Origin of the sequence: Roseovarius sp. M141 (assembly GCF_024355225.1) — a bacterium.
GTDB lineage: Bacteria > Pseudomonadota > Alphaproteobacteria > Rhodobacterales > Rhodobacteraceae > Roseovarius.
Genome location: NZ_VCNH01000001.1, coordinates 221,312 through 237,314, shown reverse-complemented (window position 1 = coordinate 237,314; position 16,003 = coordinate 221,312). Strand labels below are relative to the sequence as shown.

Sequence of the window (16,003 nt, the reverse complement as noted above, 5' to 3'; positions counted from 1 at the left end):
GGTGGCTCGGGAAAACTGAACATCCGGGATAAGTGGATTTTCCGCGCAACAGCAGCATGATGCTGCAAGCAAGGAGAGAACCATGACAAGACGACCACGCCGGAACCACAGCCCGGCATTCAAGGCGAAAGTGGCTGTTGCCGCAATCAAGGGTGAGAAGACGCTGATCGAGCTGGCGCAGGATTTCGACGTCCACCCGAACCAGATCAAGCAATGGCGAGATCAACTTCTTGAAGGCGCCACGGGCGTTTTCGGAGCCGCGATAAAGTCGGATGCAGAACCGGCAATCGACGTGAAGACCCTGCATGCGAAGATCGGGGAGCTGGCGCTGGAGAACGATTTTTTGTCCGGCGCGCTCGGCAAGGCGGGTCTGTTTCCGAGCGCAAAAAGATGATCGATCACACCGCGAGGCTCAGCGTCAGCCGTCAGGCCATCGTTCTGGGGATCAGCCGGGGCAGTGTCTATTACCAGCCCCGGCCAGTGGCCGATGCCGACCTGAAGCTGATGCACCGGATCGACAAGCTGCACATGGAGTTCCCGTTCGCGGGCAGCCGGATGTTGCGGGGGCTGCTGGTGCAGGAAGGATTCAAGGTCGGGCGGCTGCATGTCGCCACGCTGATGAAACGGATGGGCATCGAGGCGCTGTATCGCAAGCCCAACACCTCGAAACCGGCGCCGGGGCACAAGATCTACCCCTACCTGCTGCGGAAACTGCCGATCACCCGGCCCAATCAGGTCTGGGCGATGGACATCACCTACATTCCCATGGCCCGAGGGTTCATCTACTTGGCCGCCGTGCTGGACTGGTTCACGCGCCGGGTTTTAGCATGGCGGGTATCGATCACGCTGGAAGCCGATTTCTGCATCGAAGCCGTCGAGGAGGCGTTGGTGCGCCACGGCAACCCCGATATCTTCAATACGGATCAGGGCAGCCAATTCACCTCGACCGAGTTCATCAAGGTGCTGGCGAGCCGGGAGATCAAAATCAGCATGGATGGCAAAGGGGCCTGGCGCGACAACGTCTTCGTCGAACGGCTCTGGCGGAGCATCAAATACGAGGAGGTCTACCTGCACGCCTACGCCAGCGTCCCGGAGGCCCGTGCCTCCATCGGCCGCTATCTCGGCTTCTACAACAGCCGACGCCCCCATTCATCGCTTGACGGGAAAACCCCCGATCAGGCTTACTTCAACATGCCCCGGCCCCAAGCGGTCGCGGCATAACCAAGGCGGAAAACCACTTACGAAACGCTCGGAAACTGCTCAGACAAACCGAGCCAGCTCTGACGACGTCGGGGAAGGATACATGCGAACTATGAGCCTATTCAGCGAAGAACAAGGCGGGTCCGTACACGGCGGCACGCCGCCAAGTACGCAAGCCGACGCCTCGCTCTGCGTTCCGGAACTCCGTGAGGGCCGGGGCGCGTTCCGGCTTTTCGTAGAAGGCGATGCTCTTTTCGACGCAATGATTGCGGCGATCGAAAACGCCAGGCGCGACATCCGCATGGAATCCTATATATTCGCGGCCGACGAGGTCGGTGCGCGCTTCGTGGCCGCGCTGGCGGCCAAAGCACGCGCCGGACTTGACGTGCGGCTGCACCTTGACGCGTTCGGTGCCGGCCAGCGGAGCTTTCAGAACCTTCAGCGCGAGCTTGAAGGCAGCGGGGTCCAGTTCCGCTGGTTCAGGCCGTTTGGCGCCCTGCACCCGCTGCAATACCTCCAGCGCAACCACCGCAAGCTGCTGATCGTGGATGACGGGGACGCGTTTCTGGGTGGTTTCAACATCCGCCGTCTGAACTCGCGTCGGCTGCATGGAGAGACGCGTCAGCGCGACACCCATGTGCGCGTTTCGGGTCCGCTCGCAAAGCTTGCAATCGGACATTTCGACCGGCTCTGGCACGATGCACACCAGTTCCCAGCGAGCGCCATTCCCGAAGACCCCAAAAATATGGAGGCGTTGCTGGTGCCGAGCTATTCGCGCCACTGCCAACACCGCCTCGCCTGTCTACACGCCGGATTGATCGCGAAGGCCCAGGCTCACGTCTATCTGACGTCGCCCTATTTCGGGCCGGGAATCATGATTGACCAAGCGCTCCAAACCGCCGCGATGCGGGGCGTGGACGTGCGGCTGTTAGTGCCCCGCAGGGGTGATCCGCTGGTTGCAGGCTGGGCGACGAAGGCGGCCTATGCGCTGCTACTGACTGCGGGAGTGCGGATTTATGAGTATTTGCCACGCCAGTTGCACGCCAAGACCTCAGTCATCGACGCGACCTGGTCGATCGTCGGCTCCGCGAACCTCGATTATCTCAGCCTGTTCGTCAACCAGGAACTCGTCTTGCTCGCACGCGATCAAACCCTGACCGAGCAACTGCAAGCCCAATACATGGACGATATCGCTGAGGCAGAAGAAATCACCCTTTCCATCTGGCACCGACGTGGCTGGCGCGCGCGCGGCCTCGAAGCGATCGGCTGGACGGCGCGACAGCTGTTGTAAGCGGCATCGCCACCACATGACCGGCCTACGATTTATCGATGACACCGGCCCAGTACTGATCGAGGCTGTTGCGCCAGCCCTGCCCCGAGCTCGCTTCGAAATTCCGCCGCTCCACCTTGGGTGCCGCCGCGAAGGCTTCCGGCGACACGTCTAGTACATAGATCTCGTGGTCGTCGGTGGCGCGTAAATCAGCCCAACGCACGGCGATCAACTCCTCGGTCAAACCCAGAAAACCGCCGCGGGAAGCCAACACATATGCGATCGTCTGCCGTTTTGGATCGAGTACGATGTCCTTGATCTCGCCCAGCATCGTGTCGTCGGCGGTGCGGAGATCAACGCCTATGATCACATCCGCTCGCATCAGTCGATCCATTTCGGTCACCGGAACAGCCTTAGCCAGATGAACACGCCGCCACGCTGTCCGGGCCTCCGGATTATCGGTTTCAAAACCAACCAGCTTGTCATGCGCTTCATAAATATCCCGCATGGAAGCAAGCACCATCTGGCAGGCTCTCTCATCGCCTGCGAGCGCATATACCCCGGCTGCGTCGCGCAGCATTTGCATCTGCTGACGCGGCGTGCCGATCAGGCCGTAGCCCGTCTTGTATCCGGCATATCCGCCAACATAGCCGCCTGGCGCCAATACTCCGAACCCAGCCTGTACCAACTCGTCCTCGAACGTCAGCAGATCGCTCTGGCACTGCAGGATCTCCTGTCCCTTAGAAGCCCCCGCGTCCGGAAGCGATTCCATATCCGCCGCGCGAACGGCGAATGCGAGGCTCGCCACCGAAACGATCGTTGCAGAGGCGAATAACTTTGGTAGTCGCATGAGAGTATCCTTTCCTTGATCACGGTTCGACCGGCAATCGGTCAACTTTCCGACACCCAATTCTAAAGACGCTTTCACGATCCAGTTATTACACTTCGATCATTATACCCCGATGCTTGCAGCTGCTGAACGAACTGAGAGACCGGGCTATACCACTTATTGGTGTAATGATTCTGGGACCATTACGTCTTTAGGGAGCGGATGCTGCTCTCTGTGCCTTCTAAAGCGATGCGGCGAGCGACGAATTTTGGGAAAGAAGGTAGGGAGGAACGAACGCATGACAAATAAAGTGACTAGCATCATCTGAACAGCCCCACTTGAGTGGCCCAGATTGAAAGTGAGTGCATGATGGGCCTTGATCCATCGGGCTTCTGGCTTCCGGTGCCGGTGGACGGAAGCACTGTGAGGTTGTCTGGAGTTATGGTGTTTCCTCCAGCTTTCGATGATGATCTGGATTTCGCGCGACAAATACCTACTGGTGCGCTTCTTCGAGCTCAACAGCAAATATGTCAGCGCCAGTCTCGGCCCAAGTTGGTCGGACTGGGCGCAACCCATGCTAATCTCCATGCTGCTTGGTTAAGGAGGTATGCAGATGCCGTCATTGTACCAAAATGGTCAGGTCATGAAGCAGGTCGTCCTGAATAATCTTGTTATTGCAACCCCGGTCCGTGATAGTATGATGCCCAACCCCGCGCGCCCCTCATATGGCCGGTGGGCGGACGGTCTGCTGCGGTTTCGGAAGATTCTTTGACAGAGCGAAGTGTTTTTTGACCGCGGCCCGAACGAAGAGCGCATTGCGTTGATGTCCGGAAATGAAATGTTGCTGATTTAACTGATCTCAAGGAGAAAACAATGATCAAAAAAATACTTGCAAGTATTGCTGCGATCGCGGCGCTTTCGGCTCCAGCATTTGCCGATGGCGACGCCGAGAAAGGCAAGAAAGTCTTCAAGAAGTGCCAGGCCTGCCATCAGGTTGGCGAGGACGCGAAGAACCGTGTGGGTCCGATCCTGAACGGTGTTATCGAGCGTCAGGCGGGGGCTATCGAGGATTTCAAATATTCAGACGCTATGGTCGAGGCTGGTGAAAAAGGACTGATCTGGACCCATGAGAACATCGCCGAATACCTCAAAAAGCCTCGGGATTTCATTCCTGGCAACAAGATGACCTTTGCCGGCCTGCGCAAAGAAGACGATATCGAGGACGTGATCGCCTATCTTGAGATATTTCCGGGCGAAGAAAAGTAACTCGTCAAATCCAGACGCATCGTCTGATGATCTATGCGACTGGCACCGGACCATCTTTGCAAGAGGGCAGACGACCCGCTACACGCGCCCATTATCTGTCTCGCCCCGACTCACAACCCAATTAAGCCGCGTTCGAACGCTCCTGTCGCTGGGGGTCGCGTCCGGCAAGAGGAGAAGCGACATGAAACTGCATGAACTGCACGATAACGAAGGCGCAACCAAGCGCAAAAAGCGCGTTGGCCGTGGTGCCGGCTCGGGCATGGGTAAAACCGCTGGGCGTGGTATCAAGGGTCAAAAGTCCCGTTCGGGCGTTGCGATCAAGGGCTTTGAAGGCGGCCAGATGCCGCTCTATCAGCGTCTGCCCAAGCGCGGCTTTAACAAGCCGAACCGCAAGGCATTCGCCGTGGTCAACTTGGGCCTGATCCAGAAATTCATCGACGCGGGCAGCCTGGACGTTGGCAGCGCCATCACTGAGGATGCGCTGATCGCATCCGGTCTGGTGCGCCGCAAGCTGGACGGCGTGCGCGTTCTGGCCAAGGGCGACGTAACGTCGAAGATCACGCTGGAAGTCACCGGCGCGTCCAAATCGGCGGTCGAAGCGGTCGAAAAAGCGGGCGGCTCGCTGACGCTGACCGGCGCCAAGGCGGGTGTTGCGGCTGAATAAGAGGTTGTAAGCGGCCCATGCGCCGCTTACATACTTTCCAGTTTTTCAAAACGACGCCGCCGGGCCGCTGGAAAACAGCTCTCGGCGGCGTTGGGTGATTCGCGAAAGAGGCCGAATGGTATCTGCAGCAGAACAAATGGCGGCCAACACCAGCTGGGCGGCGCTCGGCAAGGCCACCGACCTTCGCAAACGCATCGTGTTCACCCTCATGCTGCTGGTGGTCTACCGCCTCGGCACATGGATCCCGGTGCCGGGCATCGACGGCGCCGAGCTGCGGCAGTTCATGGCCGGGGCAGGCGCCAGCATCGGCGGCATGCTGTCGATGTTCACCGGCGGCGCGCTGGGGCGGATGGGTATCTTTGCCCTCGGAATCATGCCTTATATTTCGGCCTCGATCATCATTCAGCTGATGACGGCGATGGTTCCCGCGCTGGAGCAGCTGAAAAAAGAGGGCGAGTCAGGCCGCAAGAAGATCAACCAATATACCCGCTACGGCACGGTCCTGCTGGCCACGCTGCAATCCTACGGTCTGGCCGTCAGCCTTCAGTCTGGCGATCTGGTCACCGATCCGGGCCTTTTCTTCATCGTGTCATGCATGGTGACGTTGATCGGCGGCACCATGTTCCTGATGTGGCTGGGCGAGCAGATTACCGCGCGCGGCATCGGTAACGGCATTTCGCTGATCATCTTCGTCGGCATCATCGCCGAGGTTCCGGCGGCTCTGGCGCAGTTCTTTGCCTCTGGCCGGTCGGGCGCGATCAGTCCCGCCGTGATCATCGGCGTGATCGTGATGGTGGTCGTCGTGATCGCCTTTGTGGTGTTCATGGAGCGGTCGCTGCGCAAGGTGCATATCCAATATCCGCGCCGTCAGGTCGGGATGAAGGTCTATGACGGCGGCTCCTCGCACCTGCCGCTCAAGGTGAACCCGGCGGGCGTGATCCCGGCGATCTTCGCCTCGTCGCTGCTGTTGCTGCCGACGACGATCAGCACATTCTCGGGCGGGCAGGGCTCTGGTGCGATCATGTCGACGATCCTGGCCTATTTCGGCCCCGGCCAGCCGCTCTATCTGCTGTTCTTCGCCAGCATGGTCGTGTTTTTCACATATTTCTATACCTATAACGTCGCCTTCAAACCCGACGAAGTGGCGGATAACCTGAAGAACCAGAACGGCTTTGTCCCCGGCATCCGTCCGGGCAAGCGGACGGCAGAGTACCTAGAGTATGTGGTCAGCCGCGTCCTCGTGCTCGGCTCAGGTTATCTTGCACTCATTACGCTTCTCCCGGAAATTCTGCGCGCACAGTTCGCCATCCCCTTTTACTTTGGTGGCACATCGGTTCTTATCGTTGTGTCTGTTACGATGGACACGATCCAGCAGGTGCAAAGCCACCTTCTGGCACATCAATACGAAGGGCTGATTGAGAAATCGCAGCTGGGCGGCAAGGGCAAAAGGCGCGCACGCCGCAAAGGGACAGGACGGAAATAACTTCTCGGACAGCCGGACGCGGGCACTGGCACTCAGGCACCTCATCTGGTGGCCACCCGCGACATGATCCAGCTAAGCACCGGCGACATGCTGCGCGAGGCCTAAGCATCCGGCACCGAGATGGGCAAGAAGGTCGCCGATATCTTGGCTCGCGGGGAGCTGGTGACGGACGAGATCAATGAAGCCCTGGTCCGCCAACTGCATCGCTGCGAATTCATGGACGCGGCCGAAAATGTCGTCCTGATCGGTGGACCTGGCACGGGAAAAAGCCATATTGCGACTGGCCTTGGCATTCTGGCCATAGAGCATCACCGCAAAACGCGTGCGCTTCTTCTCGACCGTCGAACTGGTCAATGCGCTGGAACGGGAAAAGGCCCAAGGCAAGGCTGGAAAGATCGCTGAGGCGCTGGCCAAGACAGACCTCGTGATCTTGGGCGAGCCGGGATACCTGCCGTTCAGCACATCGGGCGGTGCCCTGTTGTTCAATCCTCTCAGCAAGCTAAACGAGCGCACCAGCGTGATCATCACCACCAACCTCAGCTTCAGCGAATGGGCAACGGTGTTCGGTGACGCCAAGATGACCACTGCCTTGTTCGACCGCCTGACTCATCGCTGCCACATTCTGGAGACCGGCAACGCCAGCTACCGCTTCAAGGCCAGCTCCGAGATAGCGAAAATGAAACGGAAGGAGACAACGGCATTGAGCACATCATGACGTAGAAAGCATAATAACTGGGCGGATTAAATGTCGGTGACAATACCGGGTCAGTTGTGAGTAACATTCAACAGCCAAGCAGTTCCTGCGCTTTCTGCGCCGTATTGACCGCGCTGTCCTCAAGCCGCGAGACGTGCATCTCGTGCTTGACAACTACACCACACATTAGACGCCCGAGGTAAAGGCTTGGCTGGAGACACACCCGCGCTTCAAGCTGCATTTCGCACCAACCAGCGCGCCATGGCTGAACCTTGTCGAACGCTTCTTTGCTGAGATCACGTCAAAGCGCATCCGGGGGGCAGTTATTCCAGCGTCGACGACCTAGAGACCGCCATCTACGACTACCTCTTGTAGCGCAACGCAAAGCCAAAAGCCTTCACATGGACCAAGACAGCCGATGATATCCTCGCTCGGAAGCGACGCGCGCTAAACAAGCTCTATGAAATCCGAGATTGCAGGTAGCAAGCGTCAGACTCAGAACACTAAAGCGTTTCGGGAAATACCTGAGGCAGGGATTTACCGAAACGCAGCGAAACGCTTTAACGTGCTATCCTGCCCCCTCCCGAAGCTATGGCCCCTCCTTCCCGGGGTCATCCTTGTCCGCATTCGGGTAACTTTGACGGCATCGATTTCCTCCGAATCACGGCGAAATTGATCAAGGTCAAAGACCAGTTGGCGCCGTTCCTACAGAATCTCGAAGAGCGATCCTGATCCGGGTGGACCAATGCGACGGTCTCGTGACCCGAGCTAGGGCATGCACTGGAACGTCATAGGAAAGAGAGCTTCAAATGTCGGAAAAAATGAAAGCCGCAATTTTCGTCGAACCGAACCGGATCGTGCTGGACGAGAAGCCGATCCCCGATGTTGGCCCGCTGGATGCACTGATCCGGATCACGACCACAACCATATGCGGGACCGATATTCATATCCTCAAAGGAGAATATCCGGTCGAGCGGCGATTGACGATTGGCCACGAACCGGTCGGTGTGATCGAGAAACTTGGCTCGGCCGTCCAAGGCTATCAGGAGGGCCAGCGCGTCATCGCGGGCGCAATCTGTCCCAGCGGGTATAGCAATGCGTCGCTCTGTGGCTGCCATTCCCAGGACGGGCCGGGAACAAAACACGGCTTCAAGCCGATGGGCGGCTGGCGCTTTGGCAACACAATAGACGGCGCTCAGGCCGAATATCTGCTGGTTCCCGACGCCATGGCGAACCTCGCCCCGATCCCCGACGGGTTGAGCGACGAGCAGGTGTTGATGTGTCCCGATATCATGTCCACTGGTTTCTCCGGCGCCGAAAGTGGCCATGTCAAGATCGGCGATACCGTCGTGATTTTCGCTCAGGGTCCCATCGGGCTGTGTGCGACGGCTGGCGCCCGCATGATGGGCGCCTCCAAGATCATTGCTGTCGAGGCCATTCCGGCACGTATGGACATTTCCCGCAAGTTGGGCGCCGATCATGTGATCGATTTCACCAAAACCAACCCTGTAGAGGAGATCATGCGCCTGACCGACGGGCGCGGCGCGGATGTCGCGATCGAGGCTCTGGGCACGCAGGCAACATTCGAGAGCGCCTTGCGGGTTCTCAGGCCGGGCGGCACGCTTTCTTCGCTGGGGGTCTATTCTGGCGATCTCACGATCCCGCTGGATGCGTTCACTGCCGGGTTGGGCGACTACAAGATAATCACCACGCTTTGCCCCGGTGGCAAGGAACGCATGCGTCGGCTGATGGACATGATTGCCAGCGGCAGGCTCGACACGCGGCCACTTGTCACTCACCGGTTCAAACTTGATCAGATTGAAGAGGCGTATGACCTTTTCGCGAACCAAAGAGACGGCGTGCTGAAAGTCGCAATTTCGGTCTAATTGTCCGATTCAAAACGGGGTGAACGAATTCATGGTCTTGCGAGATGTCTCGTCAACCGCCGGATGTGAGCGCTGAGGACCTATGCTTCGGCGCTTTCGATGGTTTGCTACCAATCCCTGGCCAATCGGTGGCAACGCCCGAGCCAAGCGAAGGTGCGTTCGACAACCCATCTTCGTGGGGTCACCCCGAAACCTTTGGCCGTGTCGGAGCGCTTCACGATCTGAATGACCCATCGCCCGGTCTGGGCCAGCGCCCCGCGCAATTTTGGCCCGGCATACCCACCGTCCGCGAACACATGTAGCAGTTCACTCCCACCTCGCCACGCCAAAACGCACGGGCGGCGATCCGTTGCGGCTGGCCTTCTGCTGGGCACACGGGCGGCGCAAACTGATCAAGGCCAAGCCCAAGAAGGGCTCTCCCATGGTGGACGAGGCGCTGCTGCACATCGCTGCCCTCTACAAGATCGAGGATGCGATCCGCGGCTCCGATCCCGATCATCGCCGGGCCACCCGCCAGAGCCTGTCCCGTCCTTTGGTAGATGCATTCTTCACCTTGCTGGCAGCTCAGGCGGCCCGTGTCTCACGCAAATCCGAACTTGGTGAGGCCATGGCCTATATGCTGCGCCGGGAAGGGGGTTTTCGGCTGTTCCTTGACGATGGCCGCGTCGACATCGATTCCAACCTGGTGGAGAGCGCCATCCGCAGCCCGGCAATGAATCGCCGCAACTCCTTGTTCGCTGGTCATGTTGAAAGCGGCCGATACTGTTGAAAAACTCCAGCGATGTTAGATCTGGTCGCAGAAAGCGAACAAGCTTTCTGCTATCACGCTCTTTTACCCCAGATATGGCCCCGTCTGACGATTCAGCAGGGCAGAATTCTCCTAAAGTGAGCTGCGAAGGTGCACGGTGAGTTTTTCACCAGTATCGGCCGTAAATGGGAGTGCTTCGCAAGCCTCATCGGCTCTTACAAAATGAATGGTGTCGAACCATATGCCTACATGAAGGATCTGTTCACGAAGCTGGCAAACGGTCATCGCGACAAGGACAACGATACGCTGATGCGATGGGCCTATGTCAGACAGGTTCCCCACACAGAATGAGCTCGTTGGGTAGTCCCTGACGAACTCCGGAATCCGACATGCCATGACGAAGCGTTCAGCCTGCAAGTCAAATATCAATGGCGCGGAACCGCCGCTTACGATAAGATGGCGAAAGCTGCAAAGAGGATTGAAGAAAGCAATTGTTTACTCTTGGAACGGAGACATCTCAATTCATTTAGAAAATGTCAGATTTTGGCCGGTTGCTTCTCTCCTTGCAGGTTCCTGATGTTGCTCAATGGCCCGGAGATAGTTAAAGAAGTGACGCCTTTGGAAACGCATGTCGTCGGCGGCAACGGCCATCAGAGTGACACTGAACGCGCCGTCGCCGTGACAGCCGCTACGCAAAAAGCATCGGGCACTCCCGGGCGCATTTGTTGCGCAGGATGATATAGATCAGGTGCAGCGTCCCCAGACCCGCCAGCAGACAGAAGAACGAGATATAGGCATAGCGCAGCAGTAGGATGTCGACGACCACGACGGCGATGATTGTGCCGCCGAAGAACCGCATGTGCAGATAGCGCGACATCAACGGCGGCGCGATGATCAGGGACAGATAGATCACATAGGTCATCCAGCGCGGCATCAGGTAGTCCAGCAGCATCGTTCCTTCATAGGCCAGCGAATCCTGATTGACGCTGACCTCGATCCAATCGGGATTGATCACATGTGGCACGTAAAGCAGCAGTCCGAACGCGATCCCTATCGCCGCGAATGTCAGGAACAGTTTCTTGCGCGGACTATCGGGCGGTTCCAGAACATAGACGGAAATGGGTATCCAGATTGGCCACATGAACCAAGTGAAAAAGATGAAACCCATCGCCCCCCAAAGTACGGTGAAAGGATCGCCTCCGTTGACGCCAACCCAGACGTTGCCTTCCATGAATTGTTGAAGACCTGCAAAGAGCGGCATCAGGGCGACGGGCAGATATCGCATGTTAATCTGTGTGGCTTTCCAAGTGGCGAATGCGCCGCCTCCGACAAGAAAGACGCTGGCGGCAAAGCTTACTTCTGCTGAGAGGCACATGCTTTGAATTATCCTTCAAACTGCGATCGTCACGGGCAGTTTAGCGCAGGTTGAGTTGCGTACCGGAATTACATCAGATCCTAAACGATCCAAGCGTAGCTTGGTATCCGGTCAAAATTGATCGAAACCTCGCCGAGCCCATCGATGTTATCGAGCGCCACGCGTGCGGCGTCTTCCTCGGCGTCCGATCCGACAAGGCCCCAGACATCCACGCGACCGCCCTCTACGACGACGTTGAGTTGCACAGGAGTAAGCCCCGGTACTTGCGCCAGTGCCGCCAGAACAATCTCGCGTTTTTCGCGGTCGCTGGTTGACGTTTTAAGAGTCACGATGGGCGCTGTCGCAAGCGCCTGCATCAGGTTGGCCCGACTGACGATGCCGACCATTCGGCCGTCTTCGACAACAGGAACGCGTTTGATCCGCTTTTCTTCGAGCAAACGCGCAATGTCTGCGACCGCCGTGTCGGGGGCTACGACTTTGATGTCTCGGGTCATGACATCCTTCGCGCGGCGACCACGCATCGCGATGAAGTCCGTCACCGTGTCGTTGGACCCCGAAAACAGTGAAAGCCACCACGACTTGTTGGTCTTTCCAGACCCTTCGACCCGGCGCATCAAATCGCCTTCGCTGACAAGCCCGATGATGGCTCCATCATTGTCCAGGATCGGCACTGCACTTATGTGATTTTTCATCATAAGTGCGGTCACTTCCTCCACTGTAGTATCAGCAGCGGCTGAAATTACATTTTTCGTCATGATGTCCTGAGCTTGCAATCTGGTCTCCTTATCTGCGGGATGTGCTCGGCAGGGTGTCGACAACATCCCGGGCGCCGTGGGCTCAGTCGTGGGCACCTTCCGCTTCGGTTTCGTGGTGCTCCATCATCTCTTTCACATCGTCCGGGATCTCGGCACCCGTGAACTGAGACTGTTCTTTCGGATCGTGGACGAACGCGATGATATGTGCCAGTTCCTGACCTGAAATCTGGATCACGTCGCCCAACTCTTCGCGCTGCAATGACACCATCGTTTCAGCACCGCGCCACATGTTGGCGGCAAAGTCGAAGGGGTTCATCGGCAGATCCATGTTTTCGGCGTCCAGCGACCGGGCATCCTGACCACCAATTCCGTTCACTGAATGGCAGACGACACATCCCTTCGAGGCGAACAGCTGCCGGCCTTTGGCGGCATCCATCTGCGGCATCATGAGCCCGGTGGCCATCATCGCGCCCGACATTTCCATTGAATGAGAGTCGGCCTCAGCCGAGGCGCCGATCAACATAAATGCTGTTGCCATAACTGCCACGCTAACGGTCGCCGCTCTATATCTAAGAATTCCCATCGTTTTTTCCTTTCGCTCTGAGGGGGTCTTTTTGTGCGTTTAGTTCTTTCCTGACACCGCCCTTTTCACCTGCCCGGGTTCCGTTCTAAAATTTGTGTGCCTGCGGCCTCGTTCATGATTTCGACCGAGTCCTGCAATCGCCCGATGCCCGCCAAACCACCCGCCGCGGCAAAAGCTGCCGCTGCCTCCAGTTTCGGGGCCATCGAACCCGCGGGCGCATCGAATTGCAGAGCGTCTTGCGGTGACAGCCATGATAGTTTTGTCGCCTTGTCCGATCCAAAATCGCGGTAGACGGCGTCAACATCGGTCAGCAACAATAGCACTTCCGCCCCCAATTCCTGCGCCAGAAGGGCGCTGGCGGCGTCCTTGTCGATGACCGCCTCGACGCCGGTCAGGCTGCCATCCTTGCCGCGCAGGACCGGGATGCCGCCACCGCCGGTGCAGATGATGATGACGTTCTGATCCAACAGCAGTTTCAAAACACGGATATCTGGGATTTCCATCGGCTTTGGCGAGGCGACGACGCGGCGCCATTTGTCGCCGTCCTGTGCAATGGTCCAGCCTGCGGCCTTGGCGCGCGCCTCGGCCTCTTCGCGCTCGTAAACCGGGCCGATATACTTGGTCGGGTTTTGAAACGCCGGGTCGCGCGCATCCACGATCACCTGCGTCAGCAAGGTGGCGACGGGCCGTGAATGGTCCAGCGCGTTCTCCAGCTCCTGCTCGATCATGTAGCCGATCATACCGCCGGTTTCGGCCCCCAGAACGTCCAGCGGATAGGCCTCATCGGGCTTGTAGGCCGCGCCTTGCAGCGCCAGCAGCCCGACCTGCGGGCCGTTGCCGTGGGTGATCACCAGATCATGGCCGGCGCGCACGATTTCGGCCAGCGACGTGGCGGCAATGCGCGCATTCGCGCGCTGGTTTGCCGCCGTCAAAGGCTGACCGCGTTCCAGCAGCGCATTGCCGCCAAGGGCTGCAACGACCAGCATATTCTAGCCCCCCAATGTGGCGACAAGGACCGCCTTGATCGTGTGCATCCGGTTTTCCGCCTGATCAAAGACGATAGAGGCCGGGCTTTCGAACACCTCCTCCGTGACTTCCATCGCATCAAGGCCGAACTGCTCCTTGATGTCCTTGCCGACATCGGTGTCGGTGTTGTGGAAGGCCGGCAGGCAATGCATGAATTTCGCGCGCGGATTGCCCGTCTTTGCCATGATTTCGGCATTGACCTGATAGGGTTTCAGCAGCTCGATCCGCTCGGCCCATTTGTCCTTGCTCTCGCCCATAGACACCCAGACGTCGGTATAGACGAAATCGACGCCGCGCACGGCCTCGTCCACACCTTCGGTGATCGTGATACGCGCGCCGGTGTCCGCCGCCACCAATCGCGCCTCGTCCTGAATCGACTGCTCGGGCCACAGCGATTTCGGCGCGCAGAGCCGCACATCCATGCCCATTTTGGCCCCGCCGATCAGCAGGCTGTCGCCCATGTTGTTGCCCGCGTCCCCCATGAAGCAGTACGCGACCTCGCGCAGCGGTTTTTCGCCGTGTTCCTGCATGGTCAGGAAATCGGCCAGGATCTGCGTCGGGTGAAATTCGTCCGTCAGCCCGTTATAGACCGGCACGCCGGACCATTCGGCCAGCTCCTCGACGATCTTTTGACCAAATCCGCGATATTCGATCGCATCATACACCCGGCCCAAAACGCGCGCGGTATCCTTGACCGTTTCCTTGCCGCCGATATGGGTGCCCGAGGGGCCAAGATATGTGACCGTCGCGCCCTGATCATGGGCTGCCACCTCAAAGCCTACGCGGGTGCGCGTGCTGTCTTTTTCAAAAATCAGTGCGATTTCCTTGCCTTTCAGCGTCTCGACCTCGGTGCCGGCGTATTTGGCAGACTTGAGATCTGCCGACAGCTTGAGCAAAAATGCAATCTCGGCAGGGGTAAAGTCGCGCAGGGTCAGGAAGCTGCGATTTTTCAGATTGAAAGCCATATCGTTAACTCCTTTTTAAACCGCATCGCGGATGGTCGGGCAGGACATGCAGCGGCTGCCGCCCCTGCCCCGGCCCAACTCGGCGCCCGGCATCTCGATCACTTCGATGCCTTCGGCGCGCAGGGCGGCGTTGGTGTCATCGTTGCGGTCGTAGCCCATCACCACACCGGGGCGCAGCGCCAGCACGTTATTGCCGTCGTTCCACTGCTCGCGCGATTGCTCGAACGGGTTATCGCCGCCGGTATCGACGACGTTCAGCTTCTTGAAGCCCATGACATCGGCCACAACGTCGAACATCGGGCGTTTGTCGTGCCGCATATCCAGCGGCTTGCCGCCCTCGCCGGGATGCAGGTCATAGCAGGTCATCTCATCGGCCACATCCTTGAAGCTGGTAACGACATCGCCGCCGCAAAAAGTGAACACCGTGTCCAGATGCATCGCCGCGCGCGATTTGGGCATCTGGCAGGCGACGACACGTTCCGCCCGGCCCTGGTCGAACAGCGCCTGCGCCAGAAGGCCCACGGCCTGCGGCGACGTCCGCTCACCCATGCCGACCAGAACGACGCCGTTGCCGACCGGCATCTGGTCGCCGCCTTCCAGCGTGGCAAGGCCGTAATCCTTCAGCGGATCGCCCCAGATCACCTCGACCTGGCCCTTGAATTTGGGGTGGTATTCATAGATCGCGGCAGTCAGCAGCGTTTCGGGGCGACGCGCCTGCCAATACATCGGGTTCAGCGTGACGCCGCCATAGATCCAGGCCGAATTGTCGCGGGTGAACAGGAAGTTGGGCAATGGCGGCAGGATGAAGCCGTGCTTGCCCAGATAGGCACCAAACATGCCGGTCGCCTCGAACGGCACATCGGCCACGGTCAGCCCGCCGATCAGCCATTTCGACAACTCCGCACCCGGCAGCTCGTCCATCCACTCGCGCAGCTCGCGGCGCATTCCAACGCCGACATGAATGGCGGCGATGCGGTGGTCCAGCACCCATTTGCGCGCCTCGGGGATCTCCATCGTCTCGGCCAGCAACGCGCCGGTTTCCAGCACCTCGACGCCCTCATCGGTCATCGCCTGCGCAAAGGCATCGTGATCCTTCTGGCCCTGCTTGACCCAGAACACATCGTCGAACAGCAGGTCTTCGCAATTATCCGGTGTCAGGCGGCGATGGGCCAGGCCGGGGCGGCAGATAATCACCTGCCGAAGTTTACCGGACTCAGAATGAACGCCGAGTTTATGATCAGTCATGGTATTTTCCTTGT

The 16,003-nt window shown here is 58.6% G+C and carries 13 protein-coding genes and 6 pseudogenes; 11 read left to right on the top strand and 8 right to left on the bottom strand.

Going from position 1 to position 16,003, the window contains the following annotated elements; genetic code table 11:
• Window positions 1-82: 82 nt before the first annotated feature.
• Together FGD77_RS01280 and FGD77_RS01275 are read left to right on the top strand one after the other, a co-directional pair.
• Window positions 83-1,221, top strand: a protein-coding gene (locus tag FGD77_RS01280) for an IS3 family transposase (RefSeq protein WP_108693518.1) whose coding sequence is annotated in 2 segments (ribosomal slippage) — window positions 83-346 and window positions 349-1,221 — 1,137 coding nt in all. Because the reading frame shifts where the segments join, the coding sequence is not laid out codon by codon here.
• 91 nt (window positions 1,222-1,312) lie between these two features.
• Window positions 1,313-2,491: a phosphatidylserine/phosphatidylglycerophosphate/cardiolipin synthase family protein gene (locus tag FGD77_RS01275; RefSeq protein ID WP_255005696.1), complete on the top strand. Its 1,179-nt coding sequence runs from the start codon at window positions 1,313-1,315 to the stop codon at window positions 2,489-2,491.
• Window positions 2,492-2,516: 25 nt separating this feature from the next.
• Here FGD77_RS01275 and FGD77_RS01270 read toward each other — a convergent pair whose 3' ends face one another.
• Window positions 2,517-3,320: a PRC-barrel domain-containing protein gene (locus FGD77_RS01270; RefSeq protein ID WP_255005695.1), complete on the bottom strand. Its 804-nt coding sequence runs from the start codon at window positions 3,318-3,320 to the stop codon at window positions 2,517-2,519.
• A gap of 852 nt (window positions 3,321-4,172) precedes the next feature.
• Between FGD77_RS01270 and FGD77_RS01265 the strand changes: the two genes are divergently transcribed.
• The 7 genes and pseudogenes from FGD77_RS01265 (at window position 4,173) to FGD77_RS01235 (ending at window position 9,292) form a co-directional block, all read left to right on the top strand.
• Window positions 4,173-4,565 (top strand): cytochrome c family protein, encoded by a 393-nt coding sequence (locus FGD77_RS01265; protein WP_255005693.1) that lies wholly within the window; start codon window positions 4,173-4,175, stop codon window positions 4,563-4,565.
• 181 nt (window positions 4,566-4,746) lie between these two features.
• Window positions 4,747-5,229 (top strand): 50S ribosomal protein L15, encoded by a 483-nt coding sequence (gene rplO, locus FGD77_RS01260; protein WP_255005691.1) that lies wholly within the window; start codon window positions 4,747-4,749, stop codon window positions 5,227-5,229.
• 115 nt (window positions 5,230-5,344) lie between these two features.
• Complete coding sequence (secY, locus tag FGD77_RS01255) at window positions 5,345-6,712, top strand: preprotein translocase subunit SecY (protein WP_255005689.1); 1,368 nt, start codon at window positions 5,345-5,347, stop codon at window positions 6,710-6,712.
• Between the two features lie 45 nt (window positions 6,713-6,757).
• Window positions 6,758-6,910: pseudogene (locus FGD77_RS22135) on the top strand (nucleoside monophosphate kinase); the annotation flags it as partial.
• Window positions 6,884-7,427: pseudogene (locus FGD77_RS01245) on the top strand (ATP-binding protein); the annotation flags it as partial. The pseudogenes FGD77_RS22135 and FGD77_RS01245, both read left to right, overlap by 27 nt.
• Before the next feature lie 73 nt (window positions 7,428-7,500).
• Window positions 7,501-7,742: pseudogene (locus FGD77_RS01240) on the top strand (transposase); the annotation flags it as partial.
• Window positions 7,743-8,215: 473 nt separating this feature from the next.
• The gene (locus tag FGD77_RS01235) at window positions 8,216-9,292 is read left to right on the top strand and encodes an NAD(P)-dependent alcohol dehydrogenase (RefSeq protein ID WP_255005688.1); all 1,077 of its coding nucleotides are present in this window, start codon (window positions 8,216-8,218) and stop codon (window positions 9,290-9,292) included.
• 80 nt (window positions 9,293-9,372) lie between these two features.
• Here FGD77_RS01235 and FGD77_RS01230 read toward each other — a convergent pair.
• A pseudogene (locus FGD77_RS01230) lies at window positions 9,373-9,597 on the bottom strand (transposase); the annotation flags it as partial.
• A 2-nt stretch (window positions 9,598-9,599) separates the two neighbouring features.
• Here FGD77_RS01230 and FGD77_RS01225 point away from each other — a divergent pair.
• Together FGD77_RS01225 and FGD77_RS01220 are read left to right on the top strand one after the other, a co-directional pair.
• A pseudogene (locus tag FGD77_RS01225) lies at window positions 9,600-10,052 on the top strand (transposase); the annotation flags it as partial.
• Between the two features lie 165 nt (window positions 10,053-10,217).
• Window positions 10,218-10,391: pseudogene (locus FGD77_RS01220) on the top strand (transposase domain-containing protein); the annotation flags it as partial.
• 337 nt (window positions 10,392-10,728) lie between these two features.
• Here FGD77_RS01220 and FGD77_RS01215 read toward each other — a convergent pair.
• From FGD77_RS01215 to FGD77_RS01190, 6 genes are all read right to left on the bottom strand, one after another.
• Window positions 10,729-11,415, bottom strand: coding sequence for a DUF6629 family protein (locus FGD77_RS01215; RefSeq protein ID WP_255005687.1), 687 nt, complete (start codon window positions 11,413-11,415; stop codon window positions 10,729-10,731).
• A gap of 80 nt (window positions 11,416-11,495) precedes the next feature.
• Window positions 11,496-12,188, bottom strand: coding sequence for a CBS domain-containing protein (locus tag FGD77_RS01210; RefSeq protein ID WP_255005686.1), 693 nt, complete (start codon window positions 12,186-12,188; stop codon window positions 11,496-11,498).
• A 64-nt stretch (window positions 12,189-12,252) separates the two neighbouring features.
• Entirely contained in the window at window positions 12,253-12,753 is a 501-nt protein-coding gene (locus FGD77_RS01205; RefSeq protein WP_255005685.1) for a c-type cytochrome, read from the bottom strand.
• A gap of 65 nt (window positions 12,754-12,818) precedes the next feature.
• Window positions 12,819-13,739, bottom strand: a complete 921-nt coding sequence (gene arcC / locus FGD77_RS01200; RefSeq protein WP_255005684.1) for a carbamate kinase — start codon at window positions 13,737-13,739, stop codon at window positions 12,819-12,821.
• A gap of 3 nt (window positions 13,740-13,742) precedes the next feature.
• The gene (gene argF / locus FGD77_RS01195) at window positions 13,743-14,744 is read right to left on the bottom strand and encodes an ornithine carbamoyltransferase (RefSeq protein WP_255005683.1); all 1,002 of its coding nucleotides are present in this window, start codon (window positions 14,742-14,744) and stop codon (window positions 13,743-13,745) included.
• Between the two features lie 15 nt (window positions 14,745-14,759).
• Window positions 14,760-15,989, bottom strand: coding sequence for an arginine deiminase (locus tag FGD77_RS01190; protein ID WP_255005682.1), 1,230 nt, complete (start codon window positions 15,987-15,989; stop codon window positions 14,760-14,762).
• Window positions 15,990-16,003 lie beyond the last annotated feature (14 nt).